The organism is Candidatus Cloacimonadota bacterium, assembly GCA_016932035.1.
GTDB lineage: Bacteria > Cloacimonadota > Cloacimonadia > JGIOTU-2 > JGIOTU-2 > Celaenobacter.
In genome coordinates this window covers 51,941-73,682 of the sequence record JAFGDR010000022.1, presented here as the reverse complement: position 1 = coordinate 73,682, position 21,742 = coordinate 51,941, and the positions used below count along the sequence as shown (strand labels likewise).

General features: G+C 40.2%; 20 protein-coding genes and 1 pseudogene. 5 read left to right on the top strand and 16 right to left on the bottom strand.

What is annotated here, in order from left to right; translation table 11 throughout:
• On the bottom strand, positions 1 to 555 hold a 555-nt coding region (locus tag JW794_03390), incomplete at its 3' end, for a biotin--[acetyl-CoA-carboxylase] ligase (protein ID MBN2017166.1).
• 70 nt (positions 556 to 625) lie between these two features.
• Between JW794_03390 and JW794_03385 the strand changes: the two genes are divergently transcribed.
• The 3 genes from JW794_03385 to JW794_03375 all read left to right on the top strand — a co-directional run bounded on the left by JW794_03385 (position 626) and on the right by JW794_03375 (position 3,888).
• Complete coding sequence (locus JW794_03385) at positions 626 to 1,063, top strand: GtrA family protein (protein ID MBN2017165.1); 438 nt, start codon at positions 626 to 628, stop codon at positions 1,061 to 1,063.
• Positions 1,050 to 2,501, top strand: coding sequence for a glycosyltransferase family 39 protein (locus JW794_03380; protein ID MBN2017164.1), 1,452 nt, complete (start codon positions 1,050 to 1,052; stop codon positions 2,499 to 2,501). Before JW794_03385 ends, JW794_03380 begins: the two co-directional genes overlap by 14 nt.
• Positions 2,502 to 2,670: 169 nt before the next feature.
• Positions 2,671 to 3,888: a serpin family protein gene (locus JW794_03375; GenBank protein MBN2017163.1), complete on the top strand. Its 1,218-nt coding sequence runs from the start codon at positions 2,671 to 2,673 to the stop codon at positions 3,886 to 3,888.
• A gap of 71 nt (positions 3,889 to 3,959) precedes the next feature.
• Here the strand turns inward: JW794_03375 and JW794_03370 are convergent, their stop codons facing one another.
• The 15 genes and pseudogenes from JW794_03370 to JW794_03300 all read right to left on the bottom strand — a co-directional run bounded on the left by JW794_03370 (position 3,960) and on the right by JW794_03300 (position 20,641).
• Entirely contained in the window at positions 3,960 to 4,760 is an 801-nt protein-coding gene (locus JW794_03370) for a phosphatase PAP2 family protein (GenBank protein ID MBN2017162.1), read from the bottom strand.
• Positions 4,760 to 5,791, bottom strand: coding sequence for a tRNA preQ1(34) S-adenosylmethionine ribosyltransferase-isomerase QueA (gene queA, locus JW794_03365; GenBank protein ID MBN2017161.1), 1,032 nt, complete (start codon positions 5,789 to 5,791; stop codon positions 4,760 to 4,762). The genes JW794_03370 and queA overlap by 1 nt, the downstream gene beginning before the upstream one ends.
• A 3-nt stretch (positions 5,792 to 5,794) precedes the next feature.
• Complete coding sequence (locus JW794_03360; GenBank protein ID MBN2017160.1) at positions 5,795 to 6,571, bottom strand: DUF3108 domain-containing protein; 777 nt, start codon at positions 6,569 to 6,571, stop codon at positions 5,795 to 5,797.
• A 9-nt stretch (positions 6,572 to 6,580) separates the two neighbouring features.
• Positions 6,581 to 9,457: a 3'-5' exoribonuclease gene (locus JW794_03355; protein ID MBN2017159.1), complete on the bottom strand. Its 2,877-nt coding sequence runs from the start codon at positions 9,455 to 9,457 to the stop codon at positions 6,581 to 6,583.
• Between the two features lie 78 nt (positions 9,458 to 9,535).
• Positions 9,536 to 10,519 (bottom strand): T9SS type A sorting domain-containing protein, encoded by a 984-nt coding sequence (locus JW794_03350; protein ID MBN2017158.1) that lies wholly within the window; start codon positions 10,517 to 10,519, stop codon positions 9,536 to 9,538.
• A 14-nt stretch (positions 10,520 to 10,533) separates the two neighbouring features.
• Complete coding sequence (locus tag JW794_03345; protein ID MBN2017157.1) at positions 10,534 to 11,196, bottom strand: HAD family phosphatase; 663 nt, start codon at positions 11,194 to 11,196, stop codon at positions 10,534 to 10,536.
• A 15-nt stretch (positions 11,197 to 11,211) separates the two neighbouring features.
• On the bottom strand, positions 11,212 to 12,423 hold the full coding sequence (gene phnE / locus JW794_03340; protein MBN2017156.1) for a phosphonate ABC transporter, permease protein PhnE: 1,212 nt from the start codon (positions 12,421 to 12,423) through the stop codon (positions 11,212 to 11,214).
• Positions 12,420 to 13,187 carry a phosphonate ABC transporter ATP-binding protein gene (phnC, locus tag JW794_03335; GenBank protein ID MBN2017155.1) on the bottom strand — a complete coding sequence of 256 codons (768 nt, stop codon included), beginning with the start codon at positions 13,185 to 13,187 and terminating at the stop codon, positions 12,420 to 12,422. The genes phnE and phnC overlap by 4 nt, the downstream gene beginning before the upstream one ends.
• Entirely contained in the window at positions 13,184 to 14,092 is a 909-nt protein-coding gene (locus tag JW794_03330; protein MBN2017154.1) for a phosphate/phosphite/phosphonate ABC transporter substrate-binding protein, read from the bottom strand. Before JW794_03330 ends, phnC begins: the two co-directional genes overlap by 4 nt.
• Positions 14,093 to 14,100: 8 nt before the next feature.
• Positions 14,101 to 16,155, bottom strand: a complete 2,055-nt coding sequence (locus JW794_03325; GenBank protein ID MBN2017153.1) for an aminopeptidase — start codon at positions 16,153 to 16,155, stop codon at positions 14,101 to 14,103.
• Positions 16,156 to 16,166: 11 nt separating this feature from the next.
• Positions 16,167 to 17,669 (bottom strand): lysine--tRNA ligase, encoded by a 1,503-nt coding sequence (gene lysS / locus JW794_03320; GenBank protein ID MBN2017152.1) that lies wholly within the window; start codon positions 17,667 to 17,669, stop codon positions 16,167 to 16,169.
• Positions 17,670 to 17,680: 11 nt separating this feature from the next.
• A pseudogene (gene prfB / locus JW794_03315) lies at positions 17,681 to 18,781 on the bottom strand (peptide chain release factor 2).
• A 24-nt stretch (positions 18,782 to 18,805) separates the two neighbouring features.
• Entirely contained in the window at positions 18,806 to 19,969 is a 1,164-nt protein-coding gene (locus JW794_03310) for an HD domain-containing protein (protein MBN2017151.1), read from the bottom strand.
• Between the two features lie 14 nt (positions 19,970 to 19,983).
• Positions 19,984 to 20,190: a cold shock domain-containing protein gene (locus JW794_03305; protein MBN2017150.1), complete on the bottom strand. Its 207-nt coding sequence runs from the start codon at positions 20,188 to 20,190 to the stop codon at positions 19,984 to 19,986.
• Positions 20,174 to 20,641: a DUF523 domain-containing protein gene (locus tag JW794_03300; GenBank protein ID MBN2017149.1), complete on the bottom strand. Its 468-nt coding sequence runs from the start codon at positions 20,639 to 20,641 to the stop codon at positions 20,174 to 20,176. Before JW794_03300 ends, JW794_03305 begins: the two co-directional genes overlap by 17 nt.
• Positions 20,642 to 20,717: 76 nt before the next feature.
• Here JW794_03300 and JW794_03295 point away from each other — a divergent pair, with 76 nt between their 5' ends.
• Together JW794_03295 and JW794_03290 are read left to right on the top strand one after the other, a co-directional pair.
• A complete protein-coding gene (locus tag JW794_03295) occupies positions 20,718 to 21,281 on the top strand; it encodes a YigZ family protein (GenBank protein MBN2017148.1) in 564 nt (187 codons plus the stop codon).
• Positions 21,282 to 21,349: 68 nt separating this feature from the next.
• Positions 21,350 to 21,712, top strand: a complete 363-nt coding sequence (locus JW794_03290; GenBank protein ID MBN2017147.1) for a hypothetical protein — start codon at positions 21,350 to 21,352, stop codon at positions 21,710 to 21,712.
• Positions 21,713 to 21,742 lie beyond the last annotated feature (30 nt).

Sequence of the window (21,742 nt, the reverse complement as noted above, 5' to 3'; positions counted from 1 at the left end):
TGATCTATAGTAACAAAATCCATCCTCTTCAAAAATCCGAAAATTGTTCTCAAATGTATTCAAGAAAACCCTCAAGAGTTTTTTTAAAGATATTTTTCTTCCTGATTCTATCAAAAGTGAAGTTGCTATTCCCTCAAGCCTTTCAGGAATATTTTTCATATTACAGTCAATACCAATTCCCATAACGGTTCCAGAATCATTTGAAGAAGTGAGTATCCCGCCTACTTTTAAATTATTTATATGAATATCATTTGGCCATTTGATAGAGAACTGTAATTCCGGAAAAATAGAATGCAATACTTTATGGATGACGATGCCCGTAAAGAGCGTGATGGATGCAGGAAATCTCTTTTGGGGAAACCCGAGTGTGCAGTACAACCCTCCAACTGGTGAATACCAGCTTCTGGTGTGGCGCCCCCTGCCATTATGTTGCTCTTTTGCACATATTACAAAATTATTCGTACATGTTGATTCATGTAAAAAACCGAGTGCAAGCGTATTCGTCGAAGTAACAGTCTTGTAAAATCTTATATAAGGAAAGAGTTCGGTTTTCATGGTTCATTTATGATAAGATATTGTTTTCTGGACAAGAAAATTATACTATTGGTTTAAAGAAACAAGAACTATGACTCAGTCAAAAATCCAGATATTCTTAAAAAATCATCTCATGCGATTCATCAAATTCGGCATCGTGGGCGGAAGCGGTACCGTGGTGAATCTTGGTATTCAGTACCTGTTAACACTTGCTGGAATGCACTATATCTTTGCTGGTGTGATCTCAACCGAGATATCGATCATCAATAATTTTCTTCTCAACAATTTCTGGACCTGGAAAGATAATCCTGCTAAAAACAAACGAAGCTTTGTCGCACGCTTACTCAAGTACAATTCATCAATGATCATCACAGGAGTTACACAGATTCTCCTTATGATATTCTTTACTGAAGTATTTCATATCAATGCCCTGATATCAAAATTAATAGCAACTGTTATCATCACGCTCATAAATTATATGATACATTTTTTCTGGACCTTCAAGAAAGGTGACGATGAGCAGGCATAAACTCAGTTACGACGAAAAGGCGTTCATATTTATTGGCGTATTGGTCATTTTCAAGCTGATCTATACGATTGGTTTGAACATCATTCCGGACGAAGCATATTACTTTTTATGGGGAAAGAATATTCAACTTTCATATTTTGATCATCCTCCTATGATCGGATGGCTCTTCGGGTTTGTTTCGGTTTTCTTTACAAATCCTGAATTTGTCGTACATCTGCTTCCAATACTTCTTGGGGCAGGAACCTCATTATATGCTTACTATCTTGGAAAAGATATGTTCAATGACGTCATTGCTTTTACGTTCCTTGTAATGAGTAATTTCACGCTCCTGCTCTTCGCCGGTACGATCATTGCCACACCTGATACTCCTATGATCTTCTTTCTGACAGGAGGTATCTATCATTTCTACATTGCATGCAGAAGAGGAACATGGTATCGATGGCTCTTAGCAGGATTTTTCTTTGGATGTGCCCTCCTTTCAAAGTACGTTGCAATTCTGATCTTTCCTGCACTTTTGTTCTATATGATATTTTCACCTGAACGCACCTGGTTGAAGAGCATAAAACCATATATTGCATTGCTTGTTTCTTTTGTCGTTTTTCTACCTGTCATAATCTGGAATGCTCAGAACAACTGGCTTTCTTTCTCGTTTCAGCTTAAACATGGAATCGGGGGTACTTTTCCAAACTGGCAGACTTTCGGTGATTTTCTTGGAGGACAGGCAGGCATTCTCGGACCACTTCTTTTTGCTATCCTAATAATCGTCGTGATAAAAATAATTGTCGAGTGGAAATATCATACAAAAGAAGTGAGATTACTGTTTTTTCTTACGCTCGTATTCTTTGGATTTTTCCTGCTATCTTCAATACAGAAAAAGGTTGAAGCAAACTGGGCTGCCTTTGCCTACATTCCGGGTATGCTACTCGTTACCTATATGTATTTGCAGGACTGGCAGGTGCGAGTCGGCTGGAGGATCACGTGGGTTATAAACTGGTTTCTGCTCATTATCGTACTGCTTATTGTTCTTGTGCAGGTTCATGTGCCGATCATCCCAATCAAGTATGATCCTACTGATCAGTTCTATGGATGGAAACGGCTCGGACTGGATGCAGAGCTCATCATAAATGATTTTCCCGAATTAATCCCTGCAGCGAACAGGCACCAGGTTGCAAGTGAACTTATCGTCTATTCAGGAAAAGAATTTGTGTGTTTCGATATCGGGAACCGTATTCATCAGTTCACTCTGTGGAGAGATGAGGAGAGTCTGATAGGGAGAGACTTCCTTCTCTTTGACCAGTCTAAAAAGCTTCATAGTTCAGTCATCAGTTGCTTTGAACGGGTAGAATTTCTGACTTCGATACCGCGTTTCAGGGGATTAAAACTTCTCCAGGTCATAATGGTGTATAAAGCTGAGAAATATTTAGGAGACAATCTGTAAAGTAGAGCGTACAGCGTGGAGCGTAAAGCGTGAAAGGATTAGTGTGGGAATGAAGCTAAAAAGAGAAACTGAACAAGTTGACAAAGAAAAAGTCGGAAATTAGTTTTTATTTGAGTTTTTTCATTTTTTTTAAATATATGTTTAGTTTAAATTAATTCGTGGAGAAAATATGAAATCAAAAATTCAAGTTTTATTTATATGTGTATTATTGTTTATCGTATCATGTACTACACATGCTCAGTTGCAAAATAATTCACAATCCGTAGACAAAGGCGATAACAGCTTCTGCTTTGATCTCTATCACCAGTTAATGAACAAACAGGGCAACCTCTTCTTCTCTCCCTACAGCATCTCGACCGCTCTTGCAATGACGTATGCCGGTGCACGAAGTGAGACAGAAAAACAAATGGCAAAGGTGCTGCATTTTAGTTTATCACAGGACGTTTTTCATTCAAACTATTCAAAACTTCAATCAAGCCTGAACAGTATCGAGAAGAATGGAGACGTTCAACTGAATATTGCGAATTCGTTGTGGTTGCAGAAAGGTGATCCTTTCCTCGATACATTTCTTGATGTGAATAAGAAATTTTATGATTCCGACATGTATTTTGTAGATTTTGCCAAGTCCACATCAGTGCGAAATCAGATCAATAATTGGGTAGAGGACAAGACACATGACAAGATCAAGGACTTGATCAAACCACCAATTCCATTACCGGAGACCTCTCTGATATTATGTAATGCGATCTATTTCAAGGGCAACTGGCTGAGCCAATTCGATAAGGCAAAAACAAAAGATGATGATTTTTATCTTTCTGAAGATGAGGTTATTCAAGTGCCGATGATGTCACAGAAGTCGGATTACCGGTATATCGATTATGGCGAATACGAGGTCATAGAATTACCCTATAAAGGCGAAGACCTCTCAATGGTTATTTTCTTACCAAAAGAAATTGATGGATTATCTTCGTTTGAGAAAAATATTTGTGCCGATACGGTTTCGTTATGGATCGACCAGCTCATGCATACATACGAGTGTGAAGTCATTGTTACGATCCCAAAGTTCAAAACAACGTGTGAGTTAGAACTTGCGCCTACCTTATCTCAAATGGGTATGTATGATGCATTTTCTCCCACTAAAGCAAACTTTTTAGGTATAAACGGAAAGCGTGATCTATTTATTAGCAATGTGATACACAAGGCATTTGTCGATGTGAACGAAGAAGGTACCGAAGCTGCTGCAGCAACGGCAGTTGTTATGATGAAAACCGCCGCTCCGATGAAACCGATAGAGTTTACTGCAGATCATCCATTTCTGTTTTTGATAAGAGAAAATAAGACAGGAAGTATTCTTTTTATTGGCAGGATTGTTGATCCCACAAAATAAATGATGTGCATGATGAACCTGAATCTAACCCTACATAATGGCGCTAGAGGTGGGTTTACCCCACCGGAATGTTAGAAGGTAAAATTAATCGAAAATCCAGAAGGTAGGGGCGAGAAAGATACCTTGCTTCCGTCATTTTCCGCATGAAGCGCAATAATTTTCTTTGTGATAAAATGACTCAATAGCGAGCCGACAAATACATCCGACAGCCAATGTTTGTTTTTATACACACGCGCAAAAGCAGTGCATGCAGCAAGCGAATACGACACTATTCCAACACCAGGCTTATCTTTGAATTCCTCAGCAAGAACCGTTGCCCAGCTAAAAGCAACACACGCATGCCCGGAGGGAAACCCAAGATTGCTCGTGGAAAATGAAGGACCATCCCACTCATGAGGAGAATCTGATGATGAAGGACGATGCCTGTGTGTAAGAATTTTTATTGCATTGACCGCAACACCCGCAATCGCAAAACTTTCCAGCATTTCGAGGGAAATTCGTCTTGCCTTTTGATCCTTTGCAATTGCACCATAGCAATACAGCAATGCTTCAGCTGGTAGAATGACATATCCATCTCCGAGAAGATTTGTTGCATCAGTGATAGCAGTTAATACATCAGATTTATGATCTTGAACAAAATCCTGAACTTTCTCATCACATGAAAAAAGGAGGATGGTTGTTCCTGTAAAAATGCCTGCTTTGAGCCAATCATGTGCATCCCAGCGAACAGGAGAGGTGTAAACATCGTAGGTGTTCTGAAATCCTTCAACTATGAATTCTTTATTTATGTAATAGTTATGATCCTGTGCATCTAGTAAATATGTGGAGAATAATAATACCGTAAGGATAACCGTTGCTATGGTTTTCTTCATTATATTATCAGCATTGCATCGCCGTAGCTGTAGAACCTGAAATTTTCGGAAATGGCTTTTTGATACGCTTCCATGATCAGGTCATATCCTGCAAACGCAGATACGAGCATAATGAGAGTAGAGCGCGGAAGATGAAAGTTCGTAATGAGTTTATCCACGATCTGAAAATGGTATCCGGGATAAATAAAGATGTTTGTATGTTTGCTTCCGGACTCGAGATGCCTGTTCTGTGCAAAACTTTCAAGCGTACGCACACTAGTGGTACCAACCGCAACAATATTCTTGCCATCTTGAACAGCGCAGTTAATTTTATTTACCTCTTCTTCTAAAATAGAGCAATACTCGGTATGCATGACATGCTTTTCTACATGTTCCACCATAACAGGCCTGAACGTGTCGAGACCGATACGTAGATTAACTTTAGCGGATTCGATCCCATTAGATTTGAGCTGTTTAAGGAGCGTGGGTGTAAAATGCAAACCCGCAGTAGGAGCAGCCACAGAACCCTGTTTGTCAGCAAAAACAGTCTGATATCGTTCTGCATCGAGTTCTATTGCTTCTCTTTTTATGTAAGGAGGAAGCGGCACTTTACCGATTTTCTCGATGATCTTGAAGAAGTCCTCTTCATAGGAAAATCGAATAAGACGCTCTCCTTTATCTCCCCACTGAATAATCTCACCGTAAAGGATGTCACCAAGTATCATCTTTGAGCCGATCTTCAATCGCCTGCCCGGTTTGACAAGGCACTTCCAGGTGTTTTCATCGACTTCTTCAAGAAGCAGCACCTCTATCTTTCCACCTGTTGGTTTTTTGCCGACTAGTCGGGCATGTATGACCTTAGTCTCATTCATAACAAGAAGATCATGATCACTTAAATATCTGGGTATATTTTTAAAAATATCAGTTGAAATGGATTGTTCATCCCTGTTAACGATCATCAACCTCGACTCTTCCCTTTTCGTGGAAGGATATTGTGCGATCATTCCATCGGGAAGCTTATAATCGAAGTCGGAGACCTTGAAATTTCCCATGAACTATTTATTTTTACTCAAGCCTGTATTTTCAGCATCTTTTAAGGACATGGTAAAGCTGCCGTATTTTATCTCTATAACGAGCTTAACGGGGATCTTATATTCATCATCAGTAACCCAGATATCCATCACAATCGTTGACTTTTTCTGTGATTCTTCAGGTATGATGGGTGTTATCTTGTAACATTCTTTATTACCAAAAATAGTTTTTAGTGTTTCTTTTTTCTCGACGAGTAATTTCACGGGATGATTATCACCATCCAGGCTGATATTGAGATTTAGCGTATCCCCCACAACGAATTCCTGCAGGCGAACCCAGTAAATAATTGTATATGTATCCTGGGGATCGGGTAGAGAGGTGCTCTGCTTTTTGGTCTGACCGCCCTTTTTATAGGTCACATAATAGTAGGTTGTATCTTCGGGAAAGTAGTAATGAATACGGTATTGTTTCCAGCTTCCTTCAGATATTCTTTTAACGAACTTTCGCACCACATGCTGATCTTTATCCCAATATGACTCTGTTTCGTCTCTGATTTTATAAACAAGATCAAAAACGGTATTCGTGCGGGAGTCCGTCTGGATCATGTAGCATGGATGTCCCATTATCTCACCGCCGTCCTTAAGGGTCATTGTGAAGGTGCCTGCATTAACGATACCGAAGGATGTGCTATAAATGAGTTTTTCCCCAATCTCAAAAGGGACCTTATCCTGAGAAAACAGAGGTGTGGAAATGCTTAATGCACATAACATGATAAGTATAATAGCTTTGATATAATTCAAATTATTCTCCTATGTAGTATAAGATTCAGAGAACCAGTTGGTAATATGATCCGTGATCTCCATGGGATTGGAAACACGGTTTGGTTGTAACGGCATCACATTTATGAAGTATCTGCCGTAATTCTTTGAAAAAATCCGTGAATCTAAAATGATAACAACACCTTTATCGGTCTTGTTTCGTATCAATCTCCCGAAACCCTGCTTGAAGTGCAAAAGCGACATGGGCAATGTATAATGAAGGAAGGAGTTTTTATTGGCTGCAGTTAGTTTATCGAGGTATGCTTCTACAAGGGGCTCGGTTGGTACAAGGAACGGTAGGCGGAAAAGCACAAGGATTTCAAGTGATTTTCCCTGCACGTCAATCCCTTCCCAGAAGCTTTTGGTACCGAGTAGAACTGAATTTTCTTCATTTCTGAAAATATTGAGAATCGTCGTACGTGAGCCACTCTTTCCCTGTGCAAGAAGGGTTAGTTCGTTCTTCATTGCTGAAGAGGAGAGTTCGGAGTATGCGGCATCAAGGTCTTTGTATGATGTAAAGAGCACCAGTGTGCCCCGTTTATGAGCACTGAGAATTTCCTCCACGAGAGAGAGTGCCTGCGGAGGGAAGAAGGGATCTTTGGGGTTAGGAAGGAAATCAGGGATGAGCACTTTCATCTGGTTTGGATAATCAAACGGCGAAGATGCGATATATTCCATCAGGCGGGTTTGATCGACATCCTCAAGACCGGTGAGATGTTTATAAAATTTGAACTCACTTCGGATAGCGAGTGTAGCAGAAGTGAGTATTGTTGTTTCGAGTCTGTCCCAAAAATATTTAAACAAAGGTTCATTCACCTCGATTGGTGCGCATACGATTGACGAATGAGGTATCATATCGGATTTCACATCATTGTCTGAGGTTTCCAACCAGAATGCATAATTTTCGAAATCAGGATGGAAAACATGATCAAAACAGATTATCAACTCAACCATCTGATTAATCACACCCTCAACATCAGACATGTTCTCATCATATTTCGGGAAGGTTTGAGGGCTGACATCCAGAAATGCTGAGTGAAGTCGTTTGAGTTTTTTATTCAACTCTCCAAAGGAAGCACTGATATCTTCAAGAGGAATTTTAACCGGCTTGAATACTTCCATATCCTTAAAACGAAGTTTCCTATAACTCCCGCGTGTTAGGACAATCTGTGTGATGTATTGAAAAAGCTCTCTACCTCGTGTCTCAATTATATCGATCGGCTCCTCGCACTCATCGAGAATGCTTTTGTATATCTTCTTTTTCTCTTCAGGAAGCGTGCTTCTTGTGATAGCGATCCTGAGATTATTAATAATCCCATATTGAAAATCACCCTTTGTGAGGAGCTTTCGTGTAATGTTAAGAAGCTCCTGCATAGTAATGTCGAATCCAAAGTGCACCGCAGCAGTATTGGGAAGATTATGTGCTTCATCGATCACGAGATTTGAATAATTGCCAAGAACGGAAAATTCGTTCGCCGCATCTGAAAGCAACAATGCATGATTGATGATTACGAGGTTAGCATTCTCTGCCTGTTTGCGGATCTTCATCACGAAACATTGCTCATGGTACGGACAAATTCGTCCATGACAGGAAGATCCATCAGAAGCAACTTTTGACCATAAACCGCTCAGATATGTCTTGAAAGATTGATTCTCTTCGATATCACCCGTTTTTGTCATAGCTGCCCAGACGATCAGGTTGAGCAGGAATTTCATCTCATACTGCGTCAGATAGCCGTTGATATCTGAAAGAACATTATACCACTTACGCATGCATAGATAGTTTGTTCTACCCTTGAGGAGTGCAGCAGAGAATGTGAGATCAGTTGTTTCCTGGATTGTGGGAATATCTTTGAAAAAGAGCTGTTCTTGGAGATTTTTTGTATTAGTGGAGATGATGACGCGTTGGTTTGCAAATTTAGAAAAATAAATGGAGGGAACCAGATATGCCAGGGACTTGCCGACTCCAGTTCCAGCTTCGATAAGCAGTATCTTGCCGTCCTGGTATGCTTCTGTAACCCAGGAAGCCATGTCGATCTGTCCTTGACGATATTCATACTGACCAAAATTCTCAGCAAGTGAACCGCCCTCTTCAAAGAGTTGCAGGATATCATCCTCATTAAAAAGTATGCTAGGAGGTTCACTCTTTGGAAGGTTATTCAGGTAGTTTGGTCTGGTGAAGAAAGGAATTTCAGGAACCTTTTGCCCCTGCCTTTGAAGATACATCTTTGTAAGGTATCCGAGTATCTTTTGAAGGTAGTCCAGCATACCATTCTGCTGATAGGCAAAAGAAGCGATCTCCTCGATCTGTTTTACCAGCTTGAGATCGATATATTGAATGATAAAATCAGTCAGCTTTAGAAATATCTCACCTGTTGCTCGAGCGTCGTGCTGAGCTCTATGTGCTTGCGGATTAAGAATATCGAAGTATTCTGCAACGGTATCGAGCGAGTGGGATTTAAGATGTGGAAGGAAAATACGTGAAATCTCGACTGTATCATAATAAGCATTTTTGATTGGTGATAATCTGCATGATCCCAGCGATTCGTTCAGAAAACCAAGATCAAAACCTGCATTATGAAAACAAAGCGGAGTATCTCCAATAAACTCAATAAAATCCTCCAAAGCCATCTTAATAGAAGGGGCATTCACGAGGTTTTTATCCGTTATGTGTGTGAGTACTTTTATGGCATCGGGAAGTGGTCTGTCGATATGAATGAAGGTCTGGAATTCTCCAACCTGTTTCCCCTCTTTAAAATGGACAGCACCGATCTCGATCACATTATCGGTTTTCGCATCCAGACCTGTGGTTTCAGTATCAACTGCTATGAATTCAAAGGAAGGATATCCTTTGTCTTGTTTTGCCATATTTACAAACCTCGTGTATGTAGAGAACAAAAAGTGGGCTGAAGACGTCAAGCTAAATGTTATTTGGGCAAGGGCTTTTTACGAAGAGAGATGAAGTATTTTTATGGGACTAATATCCGTATGATTTTTTACCTTCAGAAAATAAATTCCAGGTGGAATATCATGTAAGTTCCAATCAAAATTATACGTGCCTGCGCTCAGGTAACCCGGGCAGAATTGCATAAGCTTTCTTCCTTTTATATCATATAATTCGTATTCGATGTAATCGCTATACTTGAGAAGTAGGGTCATACTGATGGTGTCTGTAAAAGGATTTGGGGAAATACTGAATGTGGGAACATCTTGCTGAGTAGATCCATCAACCGCAACGGGCATATCGAGTTTACAAACACCGAATCCAACCCATGCAGGTGAAAGGGTCTGCTCGATGATTTGACCGGAATAATCGAATTGGTAAATGTATCCAAGGGAACCATCGAGACTTTCCGCAGACCAGAAGTAGGTGCCATCGAACCATAAGCCGCGGCAGGAATCTGAAGGTGGATAGAAATTATTTGCAGTGATCTCAGTGAGATTTGGCCAGAAGGTTATATCCCAGCATTTTATTTGAGCATTATCATTCAGCATCCAGAAATATTGCCCATCCCACGTACTGCCGAACACATCCTCATCGAAAGACGCGGTGCCGTCTTTAACACCATTAATGTCGTAGCGGTTCAGATCCCATTCTGTTACATAAAAATAGCTGCCATCAAAAGCAAGATCGTAGAAGTAGAATAAACTCCAGTCATCGACAACCACATCGAGATCACCTGTTTCGAGATCGACTTTCAGAACACGGGGAGCAAATGCTTCTGCAACGTAGAGTTCATTATTCACAACCGCCATATCACAGAAATGATAATTTTCATAATGGAAGAAATTTTGAACTGTTCCACTTGGTGAAAGGGTGTAAATCCTCGAATCAAAATATTGGTTTGCAGTGAACATCATGACTTCCTCAGCGGAAAGAAAGGAGATGACTAAGAATAAGCAGAAAATGCCGAGAAGGTACTTTTTCATGATGTGATCCTCTTTTAGGCTGAAGATGTAAGTTTATCTTTTATCTCATGAAAATCACGAGCATAGAAATCCACATATTCCTTGATCTGATCTTTATCCTTTATTGAATAGTCATCCTCGATTGCAAAGGAGTTCATCCCTGCATTTTTTGCAGCCATCACACCTGCTATCACATCTTCAATAACCAGGCAGTCTTCCGGCTTGACACCAAGCTTTTCTGCAACCCGAAGGAAGATATCCGGCATCGGCTTTCCCCTGAGATTTTCCTGTCCGTCAACAACTGCATCGACATAATGCCACACATCATTCGCTGAAAGTACAACTTCCGTGAGGTGGTGAATATTGCTTGTGCCTACACCTATCTTGATTCCATTCTCGTGGAGGAAGGTGAGAAATTCTTTAGCGCCAGCTTTGAGGGGAATATCATTCTTGTAATGCCAGGCGACCATATCCGTCCATTCGTTCATGATATCTTCAGCACTATCGGGTAAATTAAATTTTCTTTTGAAATGTTCTGCGACCTCGACGTAACTGTTTCCAACCTGAATATCATCAAATAAATCGTCCGGTACAGGAATATTTCTTTTTCCAAGGAATTCACGATCCACCTGGGTCCATAAACCCATGGAGTCGATCAATGTACCGTCGAGATCGAATATAACTGCTTTGAAATTCATGAAGAATTGTATGGACTACATCCCAACCAGTTTCTCACGCACTTTTGCACTGACCATATCCATAACCCAGACCACGAAAGCAATGAGCCATATCAATAAGCCGACGTTGTGCCAGCGAAGGAGTTGCTGTTGCTGGAGAAGAAGGAGACCGATACCACCGCCCCCAACAAAACCAACGATCGTAGCCATTCGTACATTAATGTCCCAACGATATATGGTAAATGCAAGGAATGGGGAAACGATCTGTGGAATAACTGCATATATCCATGTCTGAAGTGTACTTGCCCCTGTTGCCTTGATTGCTTCGACAGGACCGGAATCAATGTTCTCGATCTGTTCCGAGTAGAGTTTGGTTAGTGCAGCAATGGAATGTATCATAAGGGCAAGCATACCGGCAAAAGGACCAATACCGACCCATACACTGAATATGATTGCCCATACGATCGCTTCGATTGACCTAAAAATCGTTGCAACGGTTCGTATTACAATATATACAGTATTTCCCAGCCAGGTTTTCGGCATGAGGTTTCGCGCTGCAAAGAAACTGAGAATAAATGCAAAAGGGATGGCAAAAACCGTTGCCAGAAGTGCAAGGAAAATCGTTTCAGCAAGCGCAGAAAGAGCTTTGTTTAATAGTTCATTATTCTTATCGGCATTTTTAAATATTTCTGATTTATATTCTCGAAGTTGCGAGTCGTCCAGACGTTTTTTGAGTTCATCAAGGAATACTTTTTTTGTGGCAAATTTTCTGTTAACAACACCTTCCAGGGAACTGAGTACATCTTGCGGTACATTCTCTTTTTGTAAATTATCAATGGAGGTCGCAGAAAGTGAATAGCCAGTAATACTTGGATCAAAAATACCGGATGCAATTCCACCTGCATTCTGGAATTTTGTGAAGAATTTATAAAAATCCACACCAACAATATTTATTCCTACTATAAATGTTACAAGCAATGCAATGATTATAAAATAGCTTAAAGCGGACCTGAAAAGGCTTTTCTTTGCTTTCTTTTTGGAAAAAAATACTTTTACACCGATTGAGATTCGTAATATCTGGAAAAGGATTGTAGCGATGACTGCTGCGAGACCGATGTACAATAAATCCGCAGTGAATCCGGTCCATTTATGAAAGAGATAGTACAGGCATGAGAAAAGGTATATCCAGAAAAGAAGATCGGTTGCAATCGATTGAATAAATGCTTTTGTTCTGCTATGTTTCTTCATCTTATTTCAACCTCCTCAGCATCTTCTCCATAAATATCTTTGAATTTCTTCTCGTCTATTTCAATTGGCGTTCCATCGAACACAATATTACCATCTTTTAAAGCAACAACCCGGGTGCCGTATTTGCGTGCCAGACTGAGGAAGTGAAGAGAGCATAGAATTGTGATATTATCTTTCTTATTGAGCTCACCGAGATATCTCATCACTGAATCTGCAGTTGCCGGGTCAAGACTGGCGACGGGCTCATCAGCGAAGATCACTTTGGGATTCTGCATGAGCGCACGGGCAATGGCAACACGCTGCTGCTGACCACCGCTTAGATTGCGCGCTTTGTTTCTTGCGAATGTTTCGAGTCCCACTCTCTTGAGATTACTCATTGCAATCTCAACATCATTTTTGTGCATCGAAAAGGTGATTGCATGCCAGAGAGAAACATAACCCAGTTTGCCTGAAAGAACATTTGTCAAAGCACTCAGGTTTTTAATGAGATTGAATTGCTGAAAAATCATGCCGATATGGCGACGTATTTTGCGAAGCCGTTTTCCTTTTGCAGTGATCACATTCTCTTCGTCAATCTCTATTTCACCAGATGTTGGTTCGATCAATCTGTTCATGCACCGAAGCAACGTTGATTTGCCCGAACCGGACAAACCAAGGAGTATAAGAAATTCACCTTCTTTCACTTCGAGATTGATACCTTTAAGTGCATGGGTACCCCCCTTATAAACCTTATGGACGTCTGTGAGTTTTATAATATTTTTCATTGTATGAACTGGGATGCGTCTGTGCCCAATGCCTGGAGGGTTTCACGAACAACGTCATAATCTGAATTATTGGCTCGGACAAAGTTATCAATATCTAAAATATCCAGCAAAGTTTGATGTCCTTCTTCTGTGTTTGCAAATTCTATTAGAGCATCGACGATTGCATTCTTCATGTCTTCAGGAAATTCTTTTCTGAAGGTAACGGTATCATTTGGAATCCATTCAGTATATCCTATGATCTTTACTTTATCAACAATATCTGGATACGTTTCGATAACAGCTCGTCGTGCATCTCGAATGGTGCCATTTTCATCGGTTGGAGACCAGAATGTGCATCCGACATCAGCAGTTCCCTGATATACTGCAAGAATTGCTTGGGGATGACCACCTGCAAAGAGTGAACGAGCCGGTTTGATACCTTTTTTTGCAAGGAGCGCAGAAGGGTAGATGTAACCAGACGTCGATGCGGCATCTGTATAAGCAATCACTTTACCTTGGATATCCTCAACACTGTCGATCCCACTTCCTGCAAGAGCGACGAATTGGCCCTTATACTTCTCAAGCCCGTTTCTCACGGTTGTCAGCTCAACTTCTGCTCCGAACTTTTCATTGGCGAGGATGTAGGCGAAAGTGGCAAGCCATGCAATATCGGTTTCTTTGGTTCCAATGGCTTCGATGACCGAGGCATAGCTTGTGGGGACTGCGACTCTGAAAAAGTATCCTGTTTTTTCATGAAGATAATCTGCAATTTCCTGACCGCTTGTCACGATCTTTCCTGCTTCCATTGATGGAACAAAATACATTTTGATCGGATTCTTCTTTGTCCCGAGCGGGGCTTTCTGGCTGCATCCAATGATGAGAATGCCGACCAGTAATATGACGAGTACAATCTTGTATGCTTTCATGAAACTCCTTATGAATAATATTCATTTAATGGTTCATTGAGTTTTTCTGTACCTTCCAAAACAAATCTTTCATTCCGCAGAATGTCAATTTTTGTGCCATTTTTACTAACTGCCGTAATAAAACCGATCGATTCATAGGGAAGCGTAATATCGATATGTGTATATGTGTATGCTTTGCTCATGTCCTCTTTTCGAAGAATGGTCTTCTCATTATCGCGCGCAATGATCTCTTTTCCGTCGGGATTGCAGACCTTCTTATCCTCTTCGAATGTGAAGCAGGTGTCACCCACTGCAAAATGAGGACCCATTTTTTCGATAATCAATACGGGAAGGAGACGAAGAATTTTATATTTTTGAGCAACGATGTATGCAAGTGTGTTCGTGCCAATCGCGAATTCACCCATGGGAAGGGTCTTATGCGGGAAGAGTATATTTTCTTCGATATATTTTTTGTTCTCTTGATCATTGTCGAAGTTGGTGCATGAATAATCTTCGATGAAACCATCTTTGAAAACAAGCTGTAAATCTTTATAGCGTAACCCTCGAAGGTATGTGTCTTCAATATGAAGTACTCCATTTGTGCCCTTAAGTTGAGGGGTGGTAAAGACTTCACCAAGCGGCACATTTACATCTGCAGTACAATTTACAAAGTTCGTTTGCTTTTGAGGATCATCAATTTTGGCAAGCATGACCTTAAGGTCTGTTTTGTTTGTTCCTTTACCTTTGATGTGTGCATATTCTGCAGTATCGAGTGCATCTATGATCTTCTGCTGGATTGGTTCATATACCTCATTTTTCAGCGTGTTGATTGCATAAGTGTCATTGAAAATTTCTTCAAAATCAGCACCGATCTCCGGTGTTGGGAACGCGATGATGCAAAAACTTGTTTGTTCACGAGGGATGAAAGTGAAGGTTATCTGATTAGCAATTTGTTGAAGTTTTTGCAAGAGAACCTGCTGCTCTTCATTCAGCTTAAGACATTCTTTCTTTGCTACAGGACTGAAAGGTTCTTCACCAAAGGTTTCGAAATAGATTAGTCCGGAATACTGGTCGGTGAGTTCCTTAATTGATTCATAGGATTCTTTAATGGTTTTTTCTGCTCGTTCGAGGAGTGCTTCATCAAGGAATAAAGCTCTGTCGAACCGGTGATCATATTGATACTGCTTATTTGTTTTCGCACCTGAAGGTCTTTTGATGATTAGGTCGAGTCCTTTTTTCTTCATCGCTGGAATCAGGTACTTTATAATACGCTCAAAACCAGCAGGATAGATCAACATTGCAGTAGATTTTAGCGCCATATCCTTGTCTGATGTCACAAACCCCCGTTCATACGAATCCGCCATAAGGTTCGCCAACTCGACAATTTTGGCTTTGGTCAATGTTTGCAGGTGTTTTGAGATTCGGATCGTATCGTCGTTGATATAACAACCAAGCTGAAAAAGGTATCGCTCATCAGAGAAATCTGCGGTTTCTATGATATTCTTAAAAAAATCGAAAGTTGGATCATAGTTTTCTGAAAGACGTATCTGCTCTTCTCTCAAGCTGTAAGCAGCATCAATCTTCGTTATGATTTGTCTCAGTTTTTCATAATCTGGCATCGAATATTCAACAACTTCGAATGCTTCGATGTAGATCACATTCCATTCAGCCATCTCAAATCGTTTATGCTGGAAAGCATTCATTATGAACTGTCTGATCCTCGTGAAAAAGTATGAGAAAAGTTGTCCAAAATTATCACCAAGTTTCGAAACAGCATAGGTGGGATTTGCCCAGCTTGTATCGTAATCTTCCGGTAAGATCGATAGGAAAAATGATGTATTCTCTTCCATTAAAGTAAGAGTTGATTCGTTCGAAAAATGCTCTGGTGTGCATCGTTTCTCGAATTCGTACATTTTAAGAATGAATATTCCGACATCATAGAAGAATCGCATGAATTCCTGCTTGTCCGGATACGCTTCGAAATTTTCGGTTTTAAGAACGATGTCTTTTATTGATTCAATTGATTTTTCATAGACGTTTCGAGTTTTTTTGTTTTCTTCATTATATATTTCTTGTATAGTCATTGAAAGACCTCCTATTCGTTGTGACTATCCGGTCGCATCTGTGGGAATAAGATGACATCCTTTATATTATGCGAATTTGTGAGCAGCATCACGATCCTGTCGATACCAAGACCAAGTCCGCCAGTCGGGGGCATACCGTATTCCATTGCTTCGAGGAAATCTTCGTCGACTTCGCTTGCTTCGACATCTCCAAGTTCACGCTGTTTTGCCTGTCCTTCGAGACGTTCTCTCTGATCGATTGGATCATTCAATTCACTGAAACAATTACCCAGTTCAAGTCCTGCAATAAATATTTCGAACCTTTCAACAAGACGTGGATTATCCGGTTTGGATTTTGCAAGAGGTGAAATTTCTTTAGGGAAATCGATAACAAAGGTCGGCTGGATAAGATTGTCTTCAACAAATCTCTTGAAAATTTCATCGACGATTTTACCAAAATTCTCGACTTCGAGTTCAATTTCATGCTCTTTACAGAATGCTATAAGCTCCTCCATACGTGAATTCTCAACATCGATACCTGCATGTTCTTTGATGAGTTCAAGCATTGGTTTACGCTGCCATGGTTTTTCAAGATGTATGGTTTTATCATCGTAGGTGATGTCCAAGGTACCGCACACTTCCTGAGCAATTCCGGTTAGCATATCCTCCACCAGGTCCATAATATCATGATAGTCAGCATATGCTTCATACAGTTCTATCTGCGTGAATTCCGGATTGTGGGTTCTGTCCATTCCTTCATTACGAAAATCTTTGCACACCTCGTATACTTTTTCGAATCCCCCGATGATCAGACGTTTTAGATACAGTTCGTCAGCGATACGCAGGTAGAGTTCCATATCGAGTTTGTTATGCTTTGTAATAAATGGTTGAGCTGCCGCGCCACCATATATGGGCTGAAGGATCGGAGTTTCAACTTCGATATATCCTCGGGCATCGAGAAAATCTCTCATCATTTTAATGATCTTGCTGCGGGTTTGGAAGGTATGTTTCACCTCAGGATTGAGGAGAAGGTCGAGATAGCGTTTGCGATATCGAAGTTCTTTATCTGCAAATTGATCATACATGACCTTTTTTCCGTCTTCGATCTTTTCTTTGACTACTGGCAGCGGCCTGATCGCTTTTGCAAGGAAGGTGAATTCCTCGGCATGAATGGAAAGTTCATTTGTCTGAGTATAAAAGACAAATCCTTTCACATGAACAAAATCCCCGAGGTCGCATTGTTTGAATATTTGATACTTATCAGTACCAATGTCGTCTCTTTTTACGTAAATCTGGATTTTGCCGGTTTCATCTTCAATATGACAGAAGCTGGCTTTGCCCATTTTTCTGAGTGAACGTATCCTGCCTACGATATCGACACTTTTTTTGCCCTTGATGAATAATTCGGGATTATCAAATATTTCTTTTATATGATTTGTGCGTGCTGCTTTTGTCGGGAACGGATTAGCTCCCAATTCGAGCAGGCGTCCAAGTTTCTCTTTTCTTGCATGAATGAGTTGATTTTCATTATCCATGAGGACCTCAATTAATTCAATGATTTATTTTTTAAAAATGCATCGATGAATTGGTCAATATTTCCGTCCATAACTGCTTGAACATTTCCGGTCTGCTCATCTGTTCGATGATCTTTGACCATTGAATATGGCTGGAATACGTATGACCTGATCTGGTTGCCCCATTCGATGCTTTTCTTCTCGTTTTCTATTTTTTGACGCTCTTTATCCTGCTCTTCTTTATACATCTGATAGAGCCGGGATTTGAGCACTTTCATTGCATTATCTTTATTATGAAGCTGCGAGCGTTCGGACTGACATTGCGCTACGATACCAGTTGGAATATGCGTGATCCGAACTGCGCTACTAACCTTATTGACATGTTGCCCACCTGCACCGCTTGCGCGAAATGTGTCAATTCTTAGATCATTTTCGCTGATCTCCACTTCAATATTATCATCAACTTCTGGATAAACAAAGACCGATGCAAAGGAAGTATGTCTTCGTTTGTTTGCATCGAAAGGGGAGATTCGCACAAGTCTGTGAATTCCTATTTCGGATTTCAAGTATCCATATGCATATTTGCCTTTAATTTCAAGCGTTGCAGAACTGATACCAGCGATGTCACCGGGCTGTTTATCGAGAAGCTCAACTCCAAATCCCTGGTTTTCAGCCCATCGAATATACATACGGAGAAGCATCTCTGCCCAATCGTGAGATTCTGTACCTCCTGCTCCGGGATGGATTTCGAGCAACGCATTTTTCTTATCATATGGATCACTGAGAATGAGTTGGGTTTCGAGTTTGTCTAAAAACTTCTTTGTCAGCAAGAGTTTGTTTTCTGCTTCAGTTTCGAGCTCCTTGTCCTTATCTTCCTGTAAAAGTGCAAGGAATGCTTCGAGTTCTTCAAGAGAATTTGTTAGATTGTCTGATGTAGCGATGTCATCTTTTAAATTGCTGAGTTCTTCCGCAGTTTGACGAGCTCGTTCCTGATCATCCCAGAAATCAGGACTGCTCATATCTTTTTCAAGCCGTGATATCTTTGCATCTTTAGTTTCTACGTCAAAGATACCTCCGCAATTCGAGTATTTTTTCTTTCAGATCTTCTATATCTTTTGCGAAAACATTAACATCCATATTCTTCCTATAATTATTTGTTATTCCAGCGCTCTTCCCGGGAGAACATAGTCTTCGAGCTCCTGGTTGAAATATCGGTCGGTCATTGTAGCTATAAAATCACGTACCTTTTCGGCATTATTCGTGCTCTCAAGATATTGTTCACTTTTATGATTTAAAAAGTGATTGTAGATCTTTGAATCATCATTCTTTTTCTCGAGATCATTCATATATTTTCCGAAAAGAATTTTCATGCCGCGACGGATCGTATATTTTTCTTTTTTGATCCATGGGTGGGTATAAATTTTTTGATAATTGAATTTTTTGAGAGTGTACAATGCGTCCGAAGTGTCTTTTCCAAAGGCGACAAAATCTTTATCAAAACTATGGTAGACAACATTCATGATAAGTGTGCTGACGATTTGTTCGTTTGTGGACCCCAATTTTTGAACCGCATCTTTTGGCAATTCATCCCGCTTAAGAAAACCAAGCCGTATTGCATCTTCTATATCCTGACCGATATATGCAATCGTGTCTGCAATGCGAACAACACATGCTTCCAGAGTAGCGGGTGGACTAGTTGTGTCCTCTGTTTTCATTATCTTGAGAAATTCCTGAAGATCTTTTTCTGTTTTATGCCGTTTGGGATGAAGCTCCTCATCGTGCACTTCGCCGTCATGAGATACGATCCCATCACGAACCTGGAAAGTAAGATTCAATCCCTTCCCATGGTTCGTGATCTGATCGACAATATACAAACTTTCAATATTATGATGAAAACGTCCAATGCCATGATTCACACAGCATTCACTGAGCATTTCCTCACCATCATGTCCAAAGGGAGGGTGGCCGAGATCATGACCCAGTGCTATTGCTTCGATAAGATCAAGATTTAACCTAAGCATCTTACCAATACTACGGGAGACTTGTGCTACATAGGTTGTGTGTAGACTCCTGTTGGACATCTCTTCATCGAAGAGATTTGAGAAATATACAACCTGTGTTTTTCCCTGATATCGTCTATATGCGCCAGTATAGAGTATCCTGACTCTATCTACAGCAAACGGACCGCGCAAACGTTTTTCATGTTCTTCAACTTTCCTGTATGCATCCTCGTTTTTTGTGGCAAACCTGGAAAGTTGATGTTCATCATGAAGATTTGTCTCTTTAAAAAGCTTTTCTAAGAAATGTTCTTTCTCAAGCATACATGTTATAGAAATTATAAATCATGTGTTCTGCGGACTTTTGTCGCCTGAACTCCCTTTTCTGTTTCAACTGCTTCAAATTCTACTTCTTCATCCTCCACAAGAGTACGATAACCATCGCTCTCGATGGATCGCCAGTGGACAAAATATTCTTTGCCGTCATCTCCTGTGATGAAGCCGTATCCCTTGTTTTTACTAAACCATTTAGTCTTTCCTTTCATCTGGTCTCCTTATATCATTTTCCGACATAACACGTATGCCATTGGATTTAAGTATTGTAGCTGTTACACCCATTCCTTTTGTCAATTTTTCTTTCAAATAAATCTGATGTGTGCCACATGATGGACTGTTTTCTTTAAGGATCGCTTTTTTAACATCAAAAAGGCGACAAATCTTCAAGGCTTCCTCTGCACCTTTTCTAAAAAGATGGGAAACATTTTCATTTTGATCATTTATCATATTATTGATTCCCTGAAGGGTTAATGATCCGTCGCCTTCGATGAAGAACGATGGAGAACGGGGGGTTTGCATGCCGCCAAGTTGTTCCGGGCACAGGGGAATAAGTGTGTATGTATCTCTTAATTCCAAAACTCTCTCATCAGTGTTATTACATCCATTATAACAACAACCTAATCCAAGAAGGCAAGCACTGACAACGATCATTTCTTTCACGGTTATAACCCACCCCGATGGTAAAATTATGTCAACAAATATTGACAAAAACTCAAGTGAATATTGCAAATACAAGATGATAGAGCAATATAAAACAGTAGCTACATCAACGTGGATCAAACTGACAATCAGAAATTCCAAATTTCATGGTAAGATTTTTCACGTCAGGTCTGAAAGTGAAGTCAATGATGTTCTTCGATCTGTTGAGGATGAGTTCAAAAAACCGACACATATTGTCTATGCCTATCGTCTGCTTGAAGATGAGAATGTGTATGAATATGCTACTGATGCAGGAGAGCCGACTCATTCTTCCGGACCTCCTATCTTAAAAGTGCTTATCGGAGAAGAACTTGTGAACGTGCTCCTGGTCGTTGTTCGATATTTTGGTGGTACAAAACTTGGGATTGGTGGGCTGGTCAAAGCATATACGGAAACTACGCAGGAAGCGATTAAAAATGCAAAGATCGTTGTTATAACAAATAAGAAGGAAATCATCCTTGAAACAACCTATAAAGAACTTGGTGAAATGCTCTATAAGATCGAACAAAATCAAGGAAAGGTACTTGATATAATTCACGGTGCAAAGGTGCAGATAAAAGCATTGATACCTGTATCTGCAGGTCACAGTTTGAAAAATTGATTTAGATTAAAAACTTGACTGAACAGAGCGATGAAATTCATTTAAACAAAATTTTTAGGAGATAATAAATGCTCAGAAATAGTAAAGGGTTCTCAATTTATACAGTAATAAGCATAATAGCGATCATTGCGCTTGCTGCTATTCTCCTTATTCCACAGTTCTATAATGTTAAAGCACAAGAAAAAACAGACCAATGTATTGAGAATATGAAAAAGATCAGGGATGCCGTTGATGACTATATGTTTGAAAGAAAACAGTCTTTTAACGGTGATCTTGTGGAACTTGTCCGAACCGGCTATCTACGGCATGCTTATGAATGCCCGGAAAATGGAAATGGTGATAAATATATTGCTAGCGGAGATTTTGAAACAGGAGAGATTGTTGTAATTTGTCCAAATGAAGCTGAATTCCCGGATCACGTGTTGCCATAAAAAATAATATTTTCAAAAAAAAAGGGCGAA